The organism is Marinomonas sp. ABL3_031 (assembly GCF_056161265.1).
In genome coordinates this window covers 323,236-340,371 of sequence record NZ_JBSWYU010000003.1, presented here as the reverse complement: position 1 = coordinate 340,371, position 17,136 = coordinate 323,236, and the positions used below count along the sequence as shown (strand labels likewise).

General features: G+C 43.1%; 15 protein-coding genes and 1 tRNA gene. 14 read left to right on the top strand and 2 right to left on the bottom strand.

The features are described from left to right. Positions 1-425: 425 nt before the first annotated feature. The 9 genes from ACXAH2_RS05945 (at position 426) to sthA (ending at position 9,050) form a co-directional block, all read left to right on the top strand. Positions 426-1,763, top strand: coding sequence for a Na(+)-translocating NADH-quinone reductase subunit A (locus ACXAH2_RS05945; protein WP_475077255.1), 1,338 nt, complete (start codon positions 426-428; stop codon positions 1,761-1,763). Positions 1,764-1,766: 3 nt separating this feature from the next. Continuing rightward, the gene (locus tag ACXAH2_RS05940) at positions 1,767-2,963 is read left to right on the top strand and encodes an NADH:ubiquinone reductase (Na(+)-transporting) subunit B (RefSeq protein ID WP_475077254.1); all 1,197 of its coding nucleotides are present in this window, start codon (positions 1,767-1,769) and stop codon (positions 2,961-2,963) included. After that, complete coding sequence (locus tag ACXAH2_RS05935; protein WP_475077253.1) at positions 2,956-3,756, top strand: Na(+)-translocating NADH-quinone reductase subunit C; 801 nt, start codon at positions 2,956-2,958, stop codon at positions 3,754-3,756. Before ACXAH2_RS05940 ends, ACXAH2_RS05935 begins: the two co-directional genes overlap by 8 nt. Continuing rightward, positions 3,756-4,418, top strand: a complete 663-nt coding sequence (locus ACXAH2_RS05930; protein WP_475077252.1) for an NADH:ubiquinone reductase (Na(+)-transporting) subunit D — start codon at positions 3,756-3,758, stop codon at positions 4,416-4,418. Before ACXAH2_RS05935 ends, ACXAH2_RS05930 begins: the two co-directional genes overlap by 1 nt. Then, complete coding sequence (nqrE, locus tag ACXAH2_RS05925; protein WP_353668049.1) at positions 4,419-5,027, top strand: NADH:ubiquinone reductase (Na(+)-transporting) subunit E; 609 nt, start codon at positions 4,419-4,421, stop codon at positions 5,025-5,027. A gap of 42 nt (positions 5,028-5,069) precedes the next feature. Then, positions 5,070-6,296 carry an NADH:ubiquinone reductase (Na(+)-transporting) subunit F gene (gene nqrF, locus ACXAH2_RS05920; protein WP_475077251.1) on the top strand — a complete coding sequence of 409 codons (1,227 nt, stop codon included), beginning with the start codon at positions 5,070-5,072 and terminating at the stop codon, positions 6,294-6,296. Positions 6,297-6,359: 63 nt separating this feature from the next. Then, positions 6,360-7,373: an FAD:protein FMN transferase gene (locus tag ACXAH2_RS05915; protein ID WP_475077250.1), complete on the top strand. Its 1,014-nt coding sequence runs from the start codon at positions 6,360-6,362 to the stop codon at positions 7,371-7,373. 31 nt (positions 7,374-7,404) lie between these two features. Beyond that, entirely contained in the window at positions 7,405-7,635 is a 231-nt protein-coding gene (nqrM, locus tag ACXAH2_RS05910; protein ID WP_475077249.1) for a (Na+)-NQR maturation NqrM, read from the top strand. Positions 7,636-7,655: 20 nt separating this feature from the next. Continuing rightward, on the top strand, positions 7,656-9,050 hold the full coding sequence (gene sthA / locus ACXAH2_RS05905) for a Si-specific NAD(P)(+) transhydrogenase (RefSeq protein ID WP_475077248.1): 1,395 nt from the start codon (positions 7,656-7,658) through the stop codon (positions 9,048-9,050). Positions 9,051-9,160: 110 nt separating this feature from the next. Here the strand turns inward: sthA and ACXAH2_RS05900 are convergent, their stop codons facing one another. Both ACXAH2_RS05900 and ACXAH2_RS05895 read right to left on the bottom strand, forming a co-directional pair. Next, complete coding sequence (locus ACXAH2_RS05900; RefSeq protein ID WP_475077247.1) at positions 9,161-9,709, bottom strand: hypoxanthine-guanine phosphoribosyltransferase; 549 nt, start codon at positions 9,707-9,709, stop codon at positions 9,161-9,163. A gap of 55 nt (positions 9,710-9,764) precedes the next feature. Continuing rightward, entirely contained in the window at positions 9,765-10,589 is an 825-nt protein-coding gene (locus ACXAH2_RS05895; RefSeq protein WP_475077246.1) for a YihY family inner membrane protein, read from the bottom strand. Positions 10,590-10,932: 343 nt separating this feature from the next. Between ACXAH2_RS05895 and ACXAH2_RS05890 the strand changes: the two genes are divergently transcribed. From ACXAH2_RS05890 to lon, 5 genes are all read left to right on the top strand, one after another. Beyond that, positions 10,933-11,009 (top strand) — tRNA-Arg (locus ACXAH2_RS05890). A gap of 118 nt (positions 11,010-11,127) precedes the next feature. After that, positions 11,128-12,444, top strand: coding sequence for a trigger factor (tig, locus tag ACXAH2_RS05885; RefSeq protein WP_475077245.1), 1,317 nt, complete (start codon positions 11,128-11,130; stop codon positions 12,442-12,444). 77 nt (positions 12,445-12,521) lie between these two features. Further along, positions 12,522-13,154: an ATP-dependent Clp endopeptidase proteolytic subunit ClpP gene (clpP, locus tag ACXAH2_RS05880; RefSeq protein ID WP_475077244.1), complete on the top strand. Its 633-nt coding sequence runs from the start codon at positions 12,522-12,524 to the stop codon at positions 13,152-13,154. Between the two features lie 21 nt (positions 13,155-13,175). Then, positions 13,176-14,456 (top strand): ATP-dependent Clp protease ATP-binding subunit ClpX, encoded by a 1,281-nt coding sequence (clpX, locus tag ACXAH2_RS05875; protein WP_475077243.1) that lies wholly within the window; start codon positions 13,176-13,178, stop codon positions 14,454-14,456. A 214-nt stretch (positions 14,457-14,670) separates the two neighbouring features. Beyond that, on the top strand, positions 14,671-17,064 hold the full coding sequence (gene lon / locus ACXAH2_RS05870; RefSeq protein WP_475077242.1) for an endopeptidase La: 2,394 nt from the start codon (positions 14,671-14,673) through the stop codon (positions 17,062-17,064). Positions 17,065-17,136: the final 72 nt, after the last annotated feature.

Genomic DNA, 17,136 nt, shown 5'->3' with positions numbered 1-17,136 from the left:
CGTTTTCGCTCTGCTATATCAACACAAGGAGGCCGCATTCATGGTTCGCTGGTTTGATCGGTAAAGAGCAATGGCAATGCATATACTGGATAAAGGGTATGTTTGGATTGCTTTGGGTTATTTCTAAAATAAAGAAAAATTGTATTTTGTCGCGATTAATCGACAAATGCCCATTTTTTCTGTACGGAATTTAAACGAATAAGGAAAAACTCGTAGTTTTCGATCAAACTTGCTGCTCAAAGGCGGTTTGATACGCTGGTCAATGCCGACAATGATCATTATAATACGTCGGTTTTTAGGTGAAGTGAGTGTGTGTTTTTTAGTCTATCTTTACGATAGCTAAGCGCTTTTACATGTTTTCCCGGAGGGGGGTAGGGGCATGACGCATGACGCTTTTGTGTTCAATTTATTGTTGGGCAGAACATATGTATAAAATTACAAAAGGCCTTGATCTTCCGATCTCAGGTGCTCCCAAGCAAGTGATTGAGAGTACGCTGGCAGCGAAACAAGTTGCTTTGATCGGTCCTGACTACCATGGTATGAAACCGACCATGTTGGTTAAGGAAGGAGATAAGGTAAAGAAAGGGCAAGTTATCTTTACGGATAAAAAAACGGAAGGTGTAAAGTATACTGCCCCAGCTTCTGGTACGATTGCTGCGGTTAACCGTGGTGAACGTCGTGTATTCCAATCTATCGTGATCGACGTAGAAGGTGATGAATCTGAAACCTTTACGGCTTACTCAGGATCAGAGTTGAAATCCCTAGAGCGTAGTAAAGTTGTTGAGAATCTTGTTGAATCAGGATTGTGGACAGCGTTGCGAACTCGTCCTTTCTCAAAAGTTCCTGGCATTGATACTGTGCCAAACTCCATTTTTGTGACGGCAATGGATACCAATCCATTGGCGGCGAATCCTGAAGTTGTGTTGGCGGATCAAGCAGAAGCCTTTGCGGATGGTTTGACGGTTTTAACGCGTCTTACTGAAGGCAAGGTGTTTGTATGTAAAGCCCCTGGTGCGAAAGTGCCAACCACTTCAGATGTCATTGTAGAAGAGTTTGCTGGTGTGCACCCTGCTGGGCTTGCTGGCACGCACATTCATTTCCTTGACCCTGTGAATGATAAAAAAACAGTTTGGTCTATCGATTACCAAGACGTGATTGCCATCGGTAAATTGTTTGTTACTGGTGAGCTAAGTGTAGAGCGTGTTGTGTCATTGGCCGGGCCTCAAGTAAACAATCCCCGTTTGGTTCGTGCTCAGTTGGGTGCCAGCCTTGAGGAATTGGTTGCAGGTGAACTGGTCGACGATGAGAACCGTATAGTATCTGGTTCTGTTTTGTCTGGTCGCAAGGCTTTCGGTCCTTTTGCTTTCTTAGGTCGTTACCATAATCAAGTCTCTGTGTTGCGTGAAGGCCGTGAGCGTCAAATGATGCATTATCTTCGTGCCGGTGTAGAGAAGCACTCATTAATGAACGTGTTTATCTCTAAACTGACAGGTAAAAAGTCGTTTGATATGTCGACGACGACAAATGGTAGTGATCGTACTATGTTGCCACTTGGTAACTTTGAGCGCTTAATCCCTATGGACATCTTGCCAACCCAATTGCTGCGTGCTTTGGTGGTGAATGACACAGAGCAGGCTCAAAAGCTAGGTGCGCTTGAGTTAGATGATGAAGACTTGGCGTTATGTACTTACAGTTGTTCTGGTAAGTTCGAGTACGGCCCAATTCTTCGTGATTGCCTAACTCTAATAGAGAAAGAGGGTTGATTCATGGGACTTAGAAAAGTACTTGATAAAATGGAGCCTGAATTCCATTCAGGTGGTAAATTCGAAAAATGGTACGCGCTTTATGAAGCGGTCGATACCATTTTCTACCGTCCAAGCTCTGTAACGAAAAATGGTTCCCATGTTCGTGATGCGGTTGATATGAAACGTATCATGATTCTTGTTTGGATGTGTACTTTCCCAGCGATGTTCTTTGGTATGTATAACATCGGCTTGCAAGCCAATACTGCCATGGAAGCGATGGGTGTGACGGCGGCAGATACATGGCGTCATGCTGTGATTGGCGGTCTAACAAGTTACGACCCTAGTAGCATTTGGGACAATATGATTTACGGCGCGATGCATTTTTTGCCCGTATATCTTGTTACTTTTGTTGTGGGTGGTTTCTGGGAAGTTTTGTTTGCGGCGGTGCGTAAGCACGAAGTAAACGAAGGTTTCTTTGTTACCTCTATTCTATTCTCTCTTTCCCTACCTGCTACGATTCCATTGTGGCAAGTGGCTTTGGGTATTACTTTTGGTGTGGTACTGGCGAAAGAAGTATTCGGCGGAACAGGTAAGAACTTCTTGAACCCAGCACTTGCTGGTCGTGCTTTCTTGTTCTTTGCTTACCCTGCATCTATGTCAGGTGATGCCGTATGGACAGCTGTTGACGGTTTCTCTGGTGCCACTGCGCTGAGTCAGCTGGCTGCAAGTGGTGTACCTGGTGTAACAGTTGCTTGGTCTGATGCTTTCTTTGGCTTCATTCAAGGTTCAATGGGTGAGACGTCTACTTTAGCTATCCTGATTGGTGGCGGTGCATTGTTGATTATGCGCATCGCAGCGTGGCGTATCGTTGCTGGCGTTATGTTGGGTATGGTGGCGACGTCGTTACTGTTCAACTTAATTGGTTCAGATTCTAACCCAATGTTTGCAACGCCTTGGTACTGGCATTTGGTATTAGGTGGTTTTGCGTTCGGTATGATGTATATGGCAACCGACCCAGTGTCTGCGTCTATGACGAACCGTGGTAAGTGGTTCTATGGTGCATTGATTGGTCTAATGGTTGTCTTGATTCGTGTTGTTAACCCAGCTTACCCAGAGGGTATGATGTTGGCAATCTTGTTCGCAAACTTATTTGCTCCATTCATTGACCACTTTGTGGTTCAAGCGAATATTAAACGGAGGATTGCACGCAATGGCTAGCAGTAACGATAGCATTAAAAAAACCATTCTCGTGGCATTTTCTTTGTGTCTTGTGTGTTCTATTTTTGTCGCTGCAGCGGCAGTGGGCTTAAAGCCAATCCAGAATGCGAACAAAGATGAAGACCGTAAACGTAATATTCTCTCTGCCGCTGGCATGCTGGAGGAAGGTAAGTCTGTCGACGAAATTTTTGAGTCTGTTGAAACACGTATTGTGGATTTGCAGACAGGTGAATTCGCTTCACAAGCTGAGTTAAAAGAAGTGGGTATCAACCCTGCAACTTTTGATCAACAAGCTGCTGCGAAAGACCCAAGCTTGTCGATCTCTTTATCAGGTGAAAACGATCCTGCGAGTATCAAGCGTCGTTCAAATTTTGCGTCTGTCTATCTCGTGATGTCAGGTGATGAAATTGAGCGTATTGTCTTGCCTGTTCATGGCTATGGCTTATGGTCAACCATGTATGGTTTTATGGCATTAGAGAAAGACTTCAATACGATAGTCGGCTTTGGTTTTTATGATCAAGGTGAAACACCTGGATTGGGTGGTGAAGTGGATAACCCTAACTGGAAAGCACTTTGGAAAGGTAAAGAAGTTTACGACGCGCAAGGTCAAGCGGTTATTGCCCTTGCCAAAGGCGGTGTAGACAGTTCTGATCCAAATGCCTCTCACATGGTTGATGGTCTATCTGGTGCGACATTGACCAGTCGTGGTGTTACTCACCTAGTTCAATACTGGTTGGGTAAAGAAGGTTTTGGTCCTTTCTTGTCTCATCTTCGTAGTGAAGGAGTTCAATAATGTCTGAAGTCAAAAACGTTCTTTTTGGGCCAATTCTGTCAAACAACCCAATCGCTTTGCAGATTTTGGGCATTTGTTCGGCGCTGGCTGTTACCAGCAGTTTGAGTGTGTCTTTGGTTATGGCAATTGCCTTAACCTTAGTAACGGCATTCTCTAACTTTTTTATCGCAATTATTCGAAACCATATTCCAAGTAGTATTCGTATCATTGTACAAATGATCATTATTGCTTCTTTGGTAATTGTGGTTGATCAGGTTTTGAAAGCCTTTGCTTTTGAAATCAGTAAGCAATTGTCTGTTTTTGTTGGTTTGATTATTACTAACTGTATCGTAATGGGTCGTGCTGAAGCCTTCGCTATGAAGAATGGTCCTGGTATGAGTTTCCTTGATGGTATTGGTAATGGTCTTGGCTACAGCGCAATGTTGATTATTGTTGCCTTTTTCCGTGAATTATTGGGCGCAGGTAAACTGTTCGGTGTGGAAATCTTCGCTACCGTTCAAAATGGTGGTTGGTATCAACCAAATGGCTTGATGTTGTTGCCTCCTAGTGCGTTCTTCGTAATCGGTTTGGTTATTTGGGCCCTACGTGCTTATAAGAAAGAGCAGGTGGAAGAACCTGAATTTAAAATTGCAGCTAATTCACGTGCGCAGGAGGCTCTATAAATGGAACATTTAATCAGTCTTTTTGTTAAGGCTATATTCGTTGAGAATATGGCGCTGGCCTTCTTTCTTGGTATGTGTACTTTTTTGGCTTTGTCCAAAAAAGTGGAAACCGCTATCGGTCTCGGTATCGCAGTTATCGTGGTCTTGGCCATTACGGTACCATTGAACAATGTGTTGTATAAAAACCTATTGGAAGACGGCGCACTTGAGTGGGCAGGTCTTGGTAATGTGGATTTGAGCTTCTTGGGTCTATTGAGCTACATCGGTGTTATTGCTGCGGTGGTTCAGATTCTTGAGATGACACTCGATAAATACATGCCAGCATTGTATAACGCCCTAGGGGTGTTTTTGCCACTGATCACTGTAAACTGTGCCATCATGGGGGCGTCCCTGTTCATGGTAGAGCGTGACTACAACTTCAGTGAAAGTTTGGTTTATGGTGTGGGTGCTGGTGTTGGTTGGGCGCTTGCTATTGCAGCCCTTGCTGGTATTCGCGAGAAACTTAAGTATTCAGATGTTCCTGCTGGTCTGCGTGGTTTAGGTATTACCTTTATCACAGTCGGTCTGATGAGCTTAGGTTTTATGTCATTCTCTGGTGTGCAGCTTTAAATGGCAGTGCATTTAGACAACGAAGAATAGGGTTTAACTAACATGGTCAACTTAGAAATTATTCTAGGTGTGGTAATGTTCACCGCCATCGTGTTGGCACTGGTAGCAATCATTCTTGCTGCTCGTGCCCGCTTGGTGAGTACGGGTGACGTTACAATCCGCATCAATGGTGAAAAAGAAGTGACAGCCCCAGCGGGTGGTAAGTTACTTCAAACATTAGCAAACAGTGGTATTTTCTTGTCTTCTGCCTGTGGCGGTGGCGGTACCTGTGCCCAATGTAAATGTAAAGTGACAAGCGGCGGCGGTTCCATGCTGTCGACTGAACAATCACACTTCACTCGCCGTGAAGAAAAAGAAGGCTATCGTTTGTCTTGTCAGGTTTCTGTGAAGCAGGATATGGACGTTGAGGTGCCTGAAGAAGTATTTGGTGTTAAAGCATGGGAATGTACTGTTGATTCCAATCCAAATGTCGCTACCTTCATTAAAGAGCTTACGTTGAAATTGCCTGAAGGTGAGAACGTAGACTTCCGTGCCGGTGGTTATGTACAACTTGAAGCACCAGCTCACACTGTGCATTACAAAGACTTCGACATCGAAGAAGAATACCGCGGTGATTGGGATAAATTTAACTTGTGGAAATTCACTTCTAAAGTGGATGAAACGGTTATTCGTGCTTACTCTATGGCGAACTACCCAGAAGAGAAAGGTCTGGTTAAATTCAACATCCGTATCGCTTCTCCACCGCCAGGTAAAGACGATGTGCCACCAGGTCAAATGTCTTCTTATGTGTTTAGCTTGAAGCCAGGCGATAAGATCAAAGTTTACGGTCCATTTGGTGAGTTCTTCGCTAAAGACACGGATGCTGAGATGGTCTTCGTTGGTGGTGGTGCGGGTATGGCACCAATGCGTTCGCACATCTTTGACCAGCTTAAGCGTCTTAAGTCTACGCGTAAGATTTCTTTCTGGTACGGTGCGCGTAGTATGCGCGAAGCCTTCTACATGGACGAATACGACCAACTGCAAGAAGAAAACGAAAACTTCGAGTGGCATTTGGCGCTTTCTGATCCGCAGCCAGAGGATAATTGGGAAGGTAAAACAGGTTTCATTCATAACGTGTTATATGAAAATTACCTGAAAGATCATCCTGCACCTGAAGATTGTGAGTTCTACATGTGTGGACCTCCAATGATGAATGCATCGGTAATCAAGATGCTAGAAGATTTAGGTGTCGAAAAAGAAAACATCATGTTGGATGATTTCGGTGGCTAATGCCTAAATAAAGACCCACCAATCGGTGGGTCTTTATTTTGTTGCTAACTTAAAAGATGTGCTATGCGAAATAAATTACTAATCTCAGCTTTGTTGCTAGTGTCATTGGCGATCTTGTATCGTTGTTCTTCCTTTACTCCTGAATTGGTGAGTTTTTCTGGCCCTACTATGGGCACCACATATACAGTAAAATTTTATACTACCAGTGATGTCTCCGATCCTTGGGCGCTAAAAGACGATGTGGATGCTGCCTTGGTTAAGGTCAATAAATTGATGTCGACCTACGACTCGAGCTCAGAATTATCTGAGTTTAATAAGTTACCTACGGGTTCATCCTTAATAATTAGCGATGAAATGGCATACGTAATTGATAAGGCTTTGTTGATTAGCCAAATGACAAAAGGTGAATACGATGTCACGATTGGTCCTTTGGTTAATCTATGGGGCTTTGGTCCAGGAAATCGCGAAGATCGTGTGCCGAGCGAGTCTGAGATTCGTATGGCGAAAGAAAGGGTTGGCTATCAAAGCTTATTATTAGAAGGTAAGCGCTTAACCAAAGAAAAAGACCTATATGTGGATCTGTCGTCCATTGCCAAGGGTTATGGTGTGGATGAAGTCGCTCGAGTGTTAGAGCGTAACGGTATTGAAAGTTTCTTGGTGGAAGTAGGTGGTGAAATCTCTTCCAAAGGGACCAAGCCTGATGGTGCGCCTTGGCGTATTGCCATTGAAAGCCCTGTTAGTGGTCATGAAATGGCTGAACGTATAATAGAGCTTTCTGATATGGCGATTGCGACATCAGGTGATTATCGCAATTATTTTGAGAAGAATGGTGTACGTTATTCTCATACTATTAATCCAGTAACAGGAAAGCCCATTACGCATCGTTTGGTGTCGGTTACTGTAGTCGATAAAACGACTACTATGGCAGATGGTCTGGCAACAGCCATTACCGTATTGGGGCCAGAAAAAGGTCTCGAATTTGCTAATGAGCATGGTATTGCGGCCTATCTGTTAGTAAAAACGGATTTTGGATTTGAGGAGCATCCTGCGGATGCGTTTAGGCCTTATTTGAACTAGGCTATAGAGTAAATTTATTTTAGGGGGCGTTATGTTAACGGCTGTTATTGTATTTGCTGCGATGTTGTTGGTGGTAACCGCGATGTCAGTAGGGGTATTGATGGGGCGTAAGCCGATCTCTGGTTCTTGTGGTGGCATGAGTGCGCTTGGCATGGAAGTGGCTTGTGACATTTGTGGTGGCGATAAAGGTAAATGTGAAAAAGAGACTAAAAAAGCCGCCGCAAAAGTAGTAGATGATGCATTTTACGACGCATCTAAATAATTAACGAGATAGAGGGTGATATGACAACAAGACATTATGATGTTGTGGTTCTAGGTACAGGACCTGCTGGTGAAGGTGCAGCGATGAATGCGGCTAAAGCAGGTAAAAAAGTCGCTGTCATAGAAGCCAGTTCACAAGTGGGTGGTAGCTGTACGCATTTGGGAACTATCCCATCAAAAGCCTTGCGTCATGCTGTAAAAGAAATTATTGCGTTTAACACTAACCCAATGTTTCGTGATATTGGAGAACCTCGTTGGTTCTCTTTTCCAAAAGTATTAGACCGTGCTAATAAAGTAATTGATAAGCAAGTAATGGGGCGAACTGAGTATTATGCTCGTAATCGTATCGATATATACTTTGGTCGCGGTAAGTTTAAAGATGCCAATACAATTGAAGTAAACACATACGAACGGGGTCCTGAACTCTTGGTGGCTAAGCAGGTAGTGATCGCTACAGGGTCGCGTCCTTACCGTCCTGCTAACATTGATTTCTCACATCCTCGCATTTATTGTTCTGACACCATTCTAAGTCTTAACCATACCCCGCGTTCTCTTATTATCTATGGGGCTGGTGTTATAGGTTGTGAATACGCGTCTATTTTTTGTGGCTTGGGTGTACGTGTTGAATTGATTAATCCAGGTAAAAAGCTATTAAGCTTTTTGGATGATGAGATAACAGATGCATTGAGTTATCACTTGCGTGACGGTGGTGTGTTGATTCGCCATAACGAAACCTACGAATCCGTTGAAACCACGGAACGTGGCGTTGTGATGCATATGGTATCTGGTAAAAAATTACGCGCTGATGCTTTGCTGTTTTGTAATGGCCGATCTGGTAATACTGATAATCTTGGCCTGGATTCCATCGATTTGGAAGTGAACAGCCGTGGTCAGTTGGCAGTAAACGATACCTATCAGACTCAAGTTGAAAATGTTTATGCGGTAGGTGATGTCATTGGTTGGCCTAGTTTGGCAAGTGCCGCTTATGATCAAGGGCGTGCGGCGGCAGCTAACATGCTTGGCATGCCAGGTGGTGAATTTATCAGCGAGGTACCGACAGGTATCTATACCATTCCTGAAATCAGTTCAGTTGGTAAAACGGAAGCGGAATTGACGGCTGAAAAGGTGCCATACGAAGTCGGTCGTGCTTTCTTTAAAAATACCGCGCGAGCACAAATTACGGATGAAGCAGTTGGTATGCTGAAGATATTGTTCCATCGTGAATCATTGGAAATATTAGGTATCCACTGCTTTGGTGACCAAGCGTCTGAGATCGTTCACATCGGTCAAGCCATTATGAAGCAACCTGGTGAGCAGAATACTTTGAAATACTTCTTGAATACGACGTTTAACTATCCAACGATGGCAGAAGCGTATCGTGTCGCTGCCTTGAATGGCTTCAACCGAGTGTTTTAGTTTCGTTTAGGTTTTAGTCTACAAAAAAGGCGCTTTGTGATTTACAAAGCGCCTTTTTTAATGGTTTTTAAAAGGGCATTAAGAGTTGTCTGCTCATAATGCTTATCTTGTTAACTTCCTTTGACCGCGTAAATGCCTTTAAGGTTTCGAAAGTAACCTTTGTAGTCCATGCCGTAACCGAATAGAAATTTGTCTTCGACATCCGCGCCAATGTAGTCGGGTACCATGTCCGTCTTGCGGTCATGCAATTTATTAATCACCGTTGCTGTGTATACGCTGCTGGTGCCTTGCTGTTCAAGCCACTTGATGATGGCTTGTAGCGTGTGGCCTTGGTCAAAAATGTCATCTATCACCAAGATATGTCGATCTTTTAGTTCTGTTTGTGGGTAGCTGATCCAATTAAGTGAAGTGCCTTCTGTATCCATGCCATAACGCGTGGCATGAATATAGTCTAATTCAATCGGAAAGCCTAAGCGTTCTATGAGTGCTGCTGTTGGGATAAGTCCGCCGTTCATGACGCAAAGTACGAGGGGTAATTTATCGCCCAAATCGGCGGTGATTTGCTGTGCCATTTTATCTAGAGCGGCATTAATTTGCTGCTCGTCCATAAGGCAGTCTGCATCTTCAAGGATTTGGTTGAGTTGGGTGATGGTTGTCATGATTTGCTCTGATCGTTTTAAGTAGGCGCGATTTTACATGAAATGTCTATAGATGCTAAGTCTTAATCTTATGTAATGTGGCGCATAGGCAGATTGAGGCAAGAATGATTAGCCACGAGGTTTGTAACCAAATTAAAAAAACTGGCAAAGCGGCAAATGCACCATAAATGATTTGGTAGTTAGTGAAAAATTGCGCAAAGGAACTAAAGATGACATTTAGAATAAAGAGTCCAAGACTGCCAAAAATTGAGGCTAAGCAGGCCAGTTTAAAAGAAACTTCGGCATTGGGGGTTAAATAATTCAAGGTTAATAGCATGAGGAAATATAGAAATAAGCTGCCGAACTCCAAAAGATTATTGAACCATAGGCTATTGCTTTCTTGTTGAAACTCTAATGAGATAAGGGTGCCATATAGGCTTAACGTGGCTGCGAATAAAATAGGACCTAGGGTTAAAATGGCCCAATAGGTGAGCATTCTTTCACGAATTTTTCGACGTTTCTGAATATGCCAGATAGATTGAACGCTGGCTTCGAAATTGTTTAATAAAAGTAGAGCGGTTAAAAACAGCATAATGATGCCAGCAATGGGCAGCTTTTTTGATTGCTCAGAGAATTTGACTAAATAGGGCAATACTTGCTCGCTTGAGCCGGGTGCGAGATGCAGTTCGATAAAGTTGAGTAGTTGGGCCTGCATGGTTTGTAGTGTGGGGGTGAAGCTCAAAATACCAAGAATAATGGTGATGATGGGGACGGCTGCTAGTAAACTGGATAGGGTAAGCTGCGCCGCTTTTTGAGACAATGCACTGTTTTTAAAATGGCCAAGCGTCATGATGGCGTAGGGTTTTAATTCTGTTGTGTATTGCTCAAAGCGAGGATTCATAAGCATCCATTAATTGGCCAAATTTAGGGCGATTACTACTTTATCACAAGGTGAGAAGTGGGGTAATACTCACTTACTTTATGCACAATGCACAATGCACAAAAATAGTGCAATGTGCTTGTTTATGGCGCATTAAACTTGTTTTTTTCTTCTTTAGCGAGTAATATTGGTTTTGTTCCTTTTGTGATATTTGTGCTGTGGAGTAGTAGAGTTTAGCTATTCTCGGTTCCTTAGTAACAAATAGTCATTTTAGCCCAGTTTAACTGGGCTTTTTTATGCCTATTAGTTGACGATTGCTATTCCATCCCTATAATAGCCCACCACAAGAAATGTAATGAGTTTTGCGCCTGTAGCTCAGTTGGATAGAGCATCCGCCTTCTAAGCGGACGGTCAGGGGTTCGAATCCCTTCAGGCGCGCCATTTCAGCCCATTACTTTAATACGATTTAATTTAGGTTTTGTTGGCTGTGATTAGGTATGATGATCTTTTGGTCATTTATTAGCCAATAAATTAAAGCAAGTTCCCGAGAGGAAATTTTATGCAAGTTTCTGTAGAGACAACGTCTCCAATTGAACGCGTACTGAGTATCACTGTTCCAGCTGCTCGCGTTGATGAAAAAGTGAACACTGAAGTGGCAAAAACAGCCAAAACTATCCGCATGGATGGTTTCCGTAAGGGAAAAGTGCCTGTTAGTGTTGTAAAAAAACGCTACGGTCAGGGCATTCGTGTTGAAGCAGTTGAACAAATTATGCGTGATGCCTATGTTGAAGCGATCCAGAAAGAAGAGCTTCAACCTGCTGGTATGCCTTCAATTGAGCCAAAAAACTTTGCTGAGGGCGCTGATCTAGAGTTTGTTGTTAAAGTAGAAGTTTACCCAGAAGTTGCCTTGGCAGATAACGCTGTTATCAAGGTTGAGCGTGTTATTTCTGAGGTAACGGACGCTGACGTAGACACTATGTTGGAAACACTTCGTAAGCAAAATGCTGAGTGGAATGCTGTTGAGCGTGAAGCGGCTGATGGTGACCAAGTGACAATCGATTTTGTTGGCTACCTAGGTGAGGAAGCGTTTGAAGGTGGTTCTGCTGAAGGTCATAAGTTGGTGTTGGGTTCAAATACTATGATCCCGGGTTTTGAAACTGGCATTATTGGTGCAAAAGCAGGTGAAGAGCGTTCTATCGAAGTGACTTTTCCTGAAGATTACCAAGCGGAAAACCTTAAAGGTCAAGAAGCGACGTTTAAAATCACAGTATCTGAAGTGGCTGAGCAAGTGCTACCAGAACTTGACGATGCATTCGTTGAGAAATTTGGTTTAGAAGAAGCGACGTTAGAAGCTTTGCGTGCTGAAGTACGCAAAAACATGGAGCGTGAACTAAATCAAGCGGTTAAAGCTAAATTGAAAACAGCTTTGTTTGATGGTCTTTCTTCCATCAATGAGGTAGAAGTGCCTTCTGCATTGGTTGATCAAGAAGTGGATGCATTGCGTAAGCAAGCTGCTCAGCAATTTGGTGGTCAAGATTTTGATGCTTCTCAATTGCCTGCTGAGCTATTTCAAGACGAAGCGAAAAAACGCGCTAAACTTGGTCTATTGATTTCGGAAGTTATCAAGAAAGACGACATTAAAGTAGATGATGATCGTGTGCGTGCTTTCTTGGAAGAAATGGCTCAAGCATACCAAGAGCCACAACAAGTTATCGACTTCTATTTGAAGAACAAAGAGCAACTGGCTCAGGTTCAATCTGCTGTACTTGAAGAGCAGGTTGTTGATAAACTGTTAGAATCCGCTCAAGTAACTGAAGTAACTTTGGGCTATGAAGACGCTATTAAGCCAGTGGCCCAAGCTGGAGAAGAAGCATAAGAATCTCTTCTTATCTTTTTTAAATAAGGTCGACATAGCTCTGGTTATGTCGACTTTTTTGTTTTAAGGAATGCGATATGAATTTGACGAATCCAACGACAGGCCCAGTAGCAATTACGAGTAATGGCCTTGTACCTATGGTCATTGAACAAACCGCACGTGGCGAAAGGTCATTCGATATTTATTCTCGCCTATTGAAAGAGCGTGTTATCTTTTTGGTTGGTCAAGTAGAAGATCACATGGCGAATTTGGTTGTTGCGCAATTGTTGTTTCTAGAGTCAGAGAACCCAGATAAAGATATTCATTTGTATATTAACTCGCCTGGTGGCTCGGTAACGGCAGGCATGTCTATTTATGATACTATGCAATTTATCAAGCCAGATGTTAGTACCATGTGTATTGGTCAAGCGGCCAGCATGGGGGCTTTATTATTGACGGCGGGTGCGGCTGGTAAGCGTTTTTGTCTGCCCAATTCTCGAGTCATGATTCACCAGCCGCTTGGTGGTTATCAAGGCCAAGCGTCAGATATTGAGATCCATACCCGTGAGATCTTAAGTATTAAGCATAAGTTGAATGAAATTATTTCATTCCACACAGGTAAGCCGGTAGATCAGGTTGCGGTGGATACGGATCGTGACAATTTCATGGACCCGGAAGCTGCTAAAGAGTACGGTTTGATTGATGATATTTTGCAAAAACGTACAGTTTAATTTTTTATAAGGGTGGAATAGATGTCGGATGATAATTTTAGTCGTGGCGACCACTCAGATCGGTTGTTGTATTGTTCATTCTGTGGCAAAAGCCAAGATGAAGTAAAAAAGCTTATCGCAGGTCCTTCTGTTTATATCTGCAATGAGTGTGTTGATCTGTGTAACAATATTATTACGCAAGAACTGTCCCAGACTGAAGGTGAAACCAGTGCTGATGATGAATTGCCAACACCGGTTAAATTAAGTAAGGCTTTGGATGATTATGTTATCGGGCAAGAGCGTGCTAAGCGAGTTTTGGCTGTTGCAGTGTATAACCATTACAAGCGCTTGCGTCATCAAGGTAAAGCGGAATCAGGTGTGGAGCTAGGCAAAAGTAATATTTTGCTGATTGGTCCAACGGGTAGCGGTAAAACTCTATTGGCGCAGACATTAGCACGTGTATTGGATGTGCCTTTTACCATTGCAGATGCGACGACCTTAACCGAAGCCGGTTATGTTGGTGAAGATGTTGAAAACATCATTCAAAAGCTTTTACAGAACTGTGACTATGACGTTGAGAAAGCGCAACGTGGTATTGTTTATATCGATGAAATCGATAAGATTTCAAGAAAATCAGACAATCCATCTATCACTCGTGATGTGTCTGGTGAAGGTGTTCAGCAAGCGCTATTGAAATTGATTGAAGGTACGGTGGCATCCGTACCGCCACAAGGTGGTCGTAAGCATCCTCAGCAAGAGTTCTTGCAAGTTGACACCTCAAATATTTTATTTATTTGTGGTGGTGCGTTTGCCGGGCTTGAGCGTGTTATCAGTGAGCGTACCGAGAAAAGCAGCATTGGTTTCTCTGCTAAAGTAAAAAGCAAGGATGAAGGCAAATCTTTCTCTGAAACGGTTCATAGCGTGGAAACCGAGGACTTGGTTAAATTTGGTTTGATCCCCGAGTTTGTGGGTCGTCTACCAGTTGTGGCAACCTTGTCTGAATTGGATGAAGAGGCTTTGGTGACCATATTGAGTGAGCCGAAAAATGCTTTGGTTAAGCAATACCAACATTTGTTTGAGCTTGAGGGTGTGGAGTTGGAGTTTACCCCTGAATCATTACATGAAGCGGCAAAGTTAGCCTTGGAGCGTAAAACGGGTGCTCGCGGCTTACGTAGTATTTTAGAGTCTGCTTTGTTGGATTGTATGTATGACTTACCTACGCGACAAGATGTTGTGAAAGTGGTTATGGATGCGCTATCTGTTCGAGGTGAATCAGCGCCATTAATGGTTCTTGAAAAAGAAGATGTCGCTAAAAATGCTTAATTGTTATTAAGAATGAATTGCAAAGCCGAACCTGCATATGTGGATTCGGCTTTTTTGTTTTCGCATTTCACAACAAACTGCGCTACATTGAACAAATTGAATGCTTGTAATTTTAAGCTTTGCCCTTATCTCTTTTCTAATCCTCAATTTAATAGCTATAAATTAATAGATAGTAAGTGCGCTTTATACTGATGCGCCAAAGTTGGAAATTAATATGTCAGATTCTTTGCTTCTTCCAATGTTGCCATTACGTGATGTAGTAGTATACCCCCACATGGTGTTGCCTTTATTTGTTGGTCGTTCTAAATCCATTGCCGCCCTTGAATCCGCAATGGAAGGCGATAAGCATGTTTTTCTCGTGGCTCAACAAGATGCCTCAAAAGACGATCCTGTGATGGAGGATTTGTACGACATTGGTACGACAGCTAAGGTAATGCAATTGCTCCGTCTTCCAGATGGTACGGTTAAAGTCTTGGTAGAAGGGGTGAAGCGTGCTCGTCTGCAAGGTATGAAAGACGAAGGTGAGTTTGTATCGGGTGAGGTTATAGAACTTGATCAAACAGAAGAGGATCAGGCTGAATTTGATGTTATTCGTAGTGCTTTGCTAAAACAGTTAGATGAATATGTGGCTGGCAGCAAGCGTATTCCTTCTGAAGTGGTGGCTTCGCTTAAATCCATTGATGATTTGGCCAAACTGATTGATAACATCACAGGTCACATGAGTTTAAAACTCGAAGATAAGCAAAAGATCCTTGAGATGGATTCTTTGGTGGCCCGTGGTGAATACTTGATTGGCTTGATGGATGGCGAGTTAGATATTGCTCATCTTGAAAAGAATATTCGCAGTCGCGTCAAAAAACAGATGGAAAAAAGCCAGCGTGAGTATTATCTGAATGAACAAATGAAAGCCATTCAAAAAGAGTTGGGCGACATGGAGGATGGCAGCAATGAGTTGGATTTGCTGCAAGAAAAAATTACCGAAGTGGGGATGACAGAAGAGGCCAAAGACAAAGCCGAAGCGGAGTTGAAAAAACTACGCATGATGTCTCCCATGTCGGCTGAGGCCACGGTAGTGCGTGGTTATATTGATTGGTTGGTCTCCTTGCCGTGGAAAAAACGCAGTAAAGTGCGCAACGATCTTGCCTATGCCGAGAAAGTGTTGAATCAGGATCATTATGGTTTGCAAGATGTTAAAGAGCGTATCTTAGAGTTTTTGGCCGTTCAGCAGCGCGTGAAAAAAGTCAAAGGTCCAGTATTGTGTTTGGTTGGGCCTCCAGGTGTGGGTAAAACGTCCCTTGGTCAATCCATTGCGAAAGCCGTGAATCGTAAATATGTGCGCATGGCATTAGGTGGTGTACGTGATGAAGCGGAAATTCGCGGTCACCGTCGTACTTATATTGGCTCAATGCCGGGTAAATTGTTGCAAAAACTGACGAAAGTAAAAGTAAAAAATCCATTATTCCTGTTGGATGAAATCGACAAAATGGGCATGGATCAACGTGGGGATCCAGCATCTGCATTGCTAGAGGTGTTGGATCCAGAGCAAAACCATACTTTCAATGATCACTATTTAGAAGTGGACTACGATTTATCAGATGTAATGTTTATCTGTACTTCCAATAGTATGAACATTCCTGGTCCCTTGTTAGATCGCATGGAAGTAATTCGTATCCCAGGATACACCGAAGACGAAAAATTAAACATTGCTAAACGTTATCTATTGCCTAAGCAAGTTAAGTTAGCAGGTTTGAAGGACAGTGAAATTGACATTACTGACGATGCTTTAATGGATGTGATTCGTTACTACACCAAAGAGGCTGGTGTGCGTGGCTTAGAAAGAGAGATCAGTAAAATCTGTCGTCGTGTGGTGAAAAAGCAAGCGTTGGCGAAAGCGAAAAAAATCGCTGTTATTTCTGTTACTAGCGAGAATCTAGAAGATTTCTCTGGCGTCCATAAATTTAGCTATGGTAAAGCGGAAGAAAAAAATCAAATCGGTCAGGTTACAGGTTTGGCTTGGACCTCTGTGGGCGGTGAATTATTAACCATTGAAGCGGCGGGTGTGCCTGGTAAAGGTCGTCATGTGAAAACAGGTTCGCTTGGTGATGTGATGCAAGAATCCATTCAAGCGGCCCTTACCGTAGTGCGAAGTCGTGCTGCTGGACTGGGGATTGATGACGATTTTCATGAAAAAATTGACCTCCATTTACACGTTCCAGAAGGCGCTACACCGAAGGATGGTCCAAGTGCTGGTGTGGCTATGTGCACGGCTATTGTATCAGTGCTTGCAAAAGTGCCCGTTAAAGCCTCTGTGGCGATGACTGGTGAGATTACATTGCGCGGAGAGGTCTTGCCTATAGGTGGGCTCAAAGAGAAGCTTCTGGCGGCTCATAGAGGTGGTATTAAAACGGTGATTATTCCACAAGAAAATAGCCGTGATTTGAAGGAAATACCGGATAACATTAAAGCAGACATTGACGTTATCCCAGTAAAATGGATTGATGAAGTGCTGGATATTGCATTAGAGTACATTCCTTCACCAAAAAAGGTAGAAACATTACCTTCTAGTGAAAAAACTGTTGATGAACAAGAGTCTGTAAGTCATCATTAGATCCATCCTGTGTTGACAGGGAGTAGGTTTGGCTTGTATAACTGCTCGCTCGGCCTTGTCGGTTGACATATT

Excerpts from the sequence above, each read along its gene's own strand:
- nqrE (WP_353668049.1), top strand. The coding sequence starts at position 4,419 with ATGGAACATTTAATCAGTCTTTTTGTTAAGGCTATATTCGTTGAGAAT.
- clpP (WP_475077244.1), top strand. The coding sequence starts at position 12,522 with ATGAATTTGACGAATCCAACGACAGGCCCAGTAGCAATTACGAGTAAT.
- nqrF (WP_475077251.1), top strand. The coding sequence starts at position 5,070 with ATGGTCAACTTAGAAATTATTCTAGGTGTGGTAATGTTCACCGCCATC.
- ACXAH2_RS05900 (WP_475077247.1), bottom strand. The coding sequence starts at position 9,709 with ATGACAACCATCACCCAACTCAACCAAATCCTTGAAGATGCAGACTGC.
- clpX (WP_475077243.1), top strand. The coding sequence starts at position 13,176 with ATGTCGGATGATAATTTTAGTCGTGGCGACCACTCAGATCGGTTGTTG.
- nqrM (WP_475077249.1), top strand. The coding sequence starts at position 7,405 with ATGTTAACGGCTGTTATTGTATTTGCTGCGATGTTGTTGGTGGTAACC.
- ACXAH2_RS05935 (WP_475077253.1), top strand. The coding sequence starts at position 2,956 with ATGGCTAGCAGTAACGATAGCATTAAAAAAACCATTCTCGTGGCATTT.
- tig (WP_475077245.1), top strand. The coding sequence starts at position 11,128 with ATGCAAGTTTCTGTAGAGACAACGTCTCCAATTGAACGCGTACTGAGT.
- ACXAH2_RS05945 (WP_475077255.1), top strand. The coding sequence starts at position 426 with ATGTATAAAATTACAAAAGGCCTTGATCTTCCGATCTCAGGTGCTCCC.
- ACXAH2_RS05940 (WP_475077254.1), top strand. The coding sequence starts at position 1,767 with ATGGGACTTAGAAAAGTACTTGATAAAATGGAGCCTGAATTCCATTCA.
- ACXAH2_RS05895 (WP_475077246.1), bottom strand. The coding sequence starts at position 10,589 with ATGAATCCTCGCTTTGAGCAATACACAACAGAATTAAAACCCTACGCC.
- ACXAH2_RS05930 (WP_475077252.1), top strand. The coding sequence starts at position 3,756 with ATGTCTGAAGTCAAAAACGTTCTTTTTGGGCCAATTCTGTCAAACAAC.
- lon (WP_475077242.1), top strand. The coding sequence starts at position 14,671 with ATGTCAGATTCTTTGCTTCTTCCAATGTTGCCATTACGTGATGTAGTA.
- sthA (WP_475077248.1), top strand. The coding sequence starts at position 7,656 with ATGACAACAAGACATTATGATGTTGTGGTTCTAGGTACAGGACCTGCT.
- ACXAH2_RS05915 (WP_475077250.1), top strand. The coding sequence starts at position 6,360 with ATGCGAAATAAATTACTAATCTCAGCTTTGTTGCTAGTGTCATTGGCG.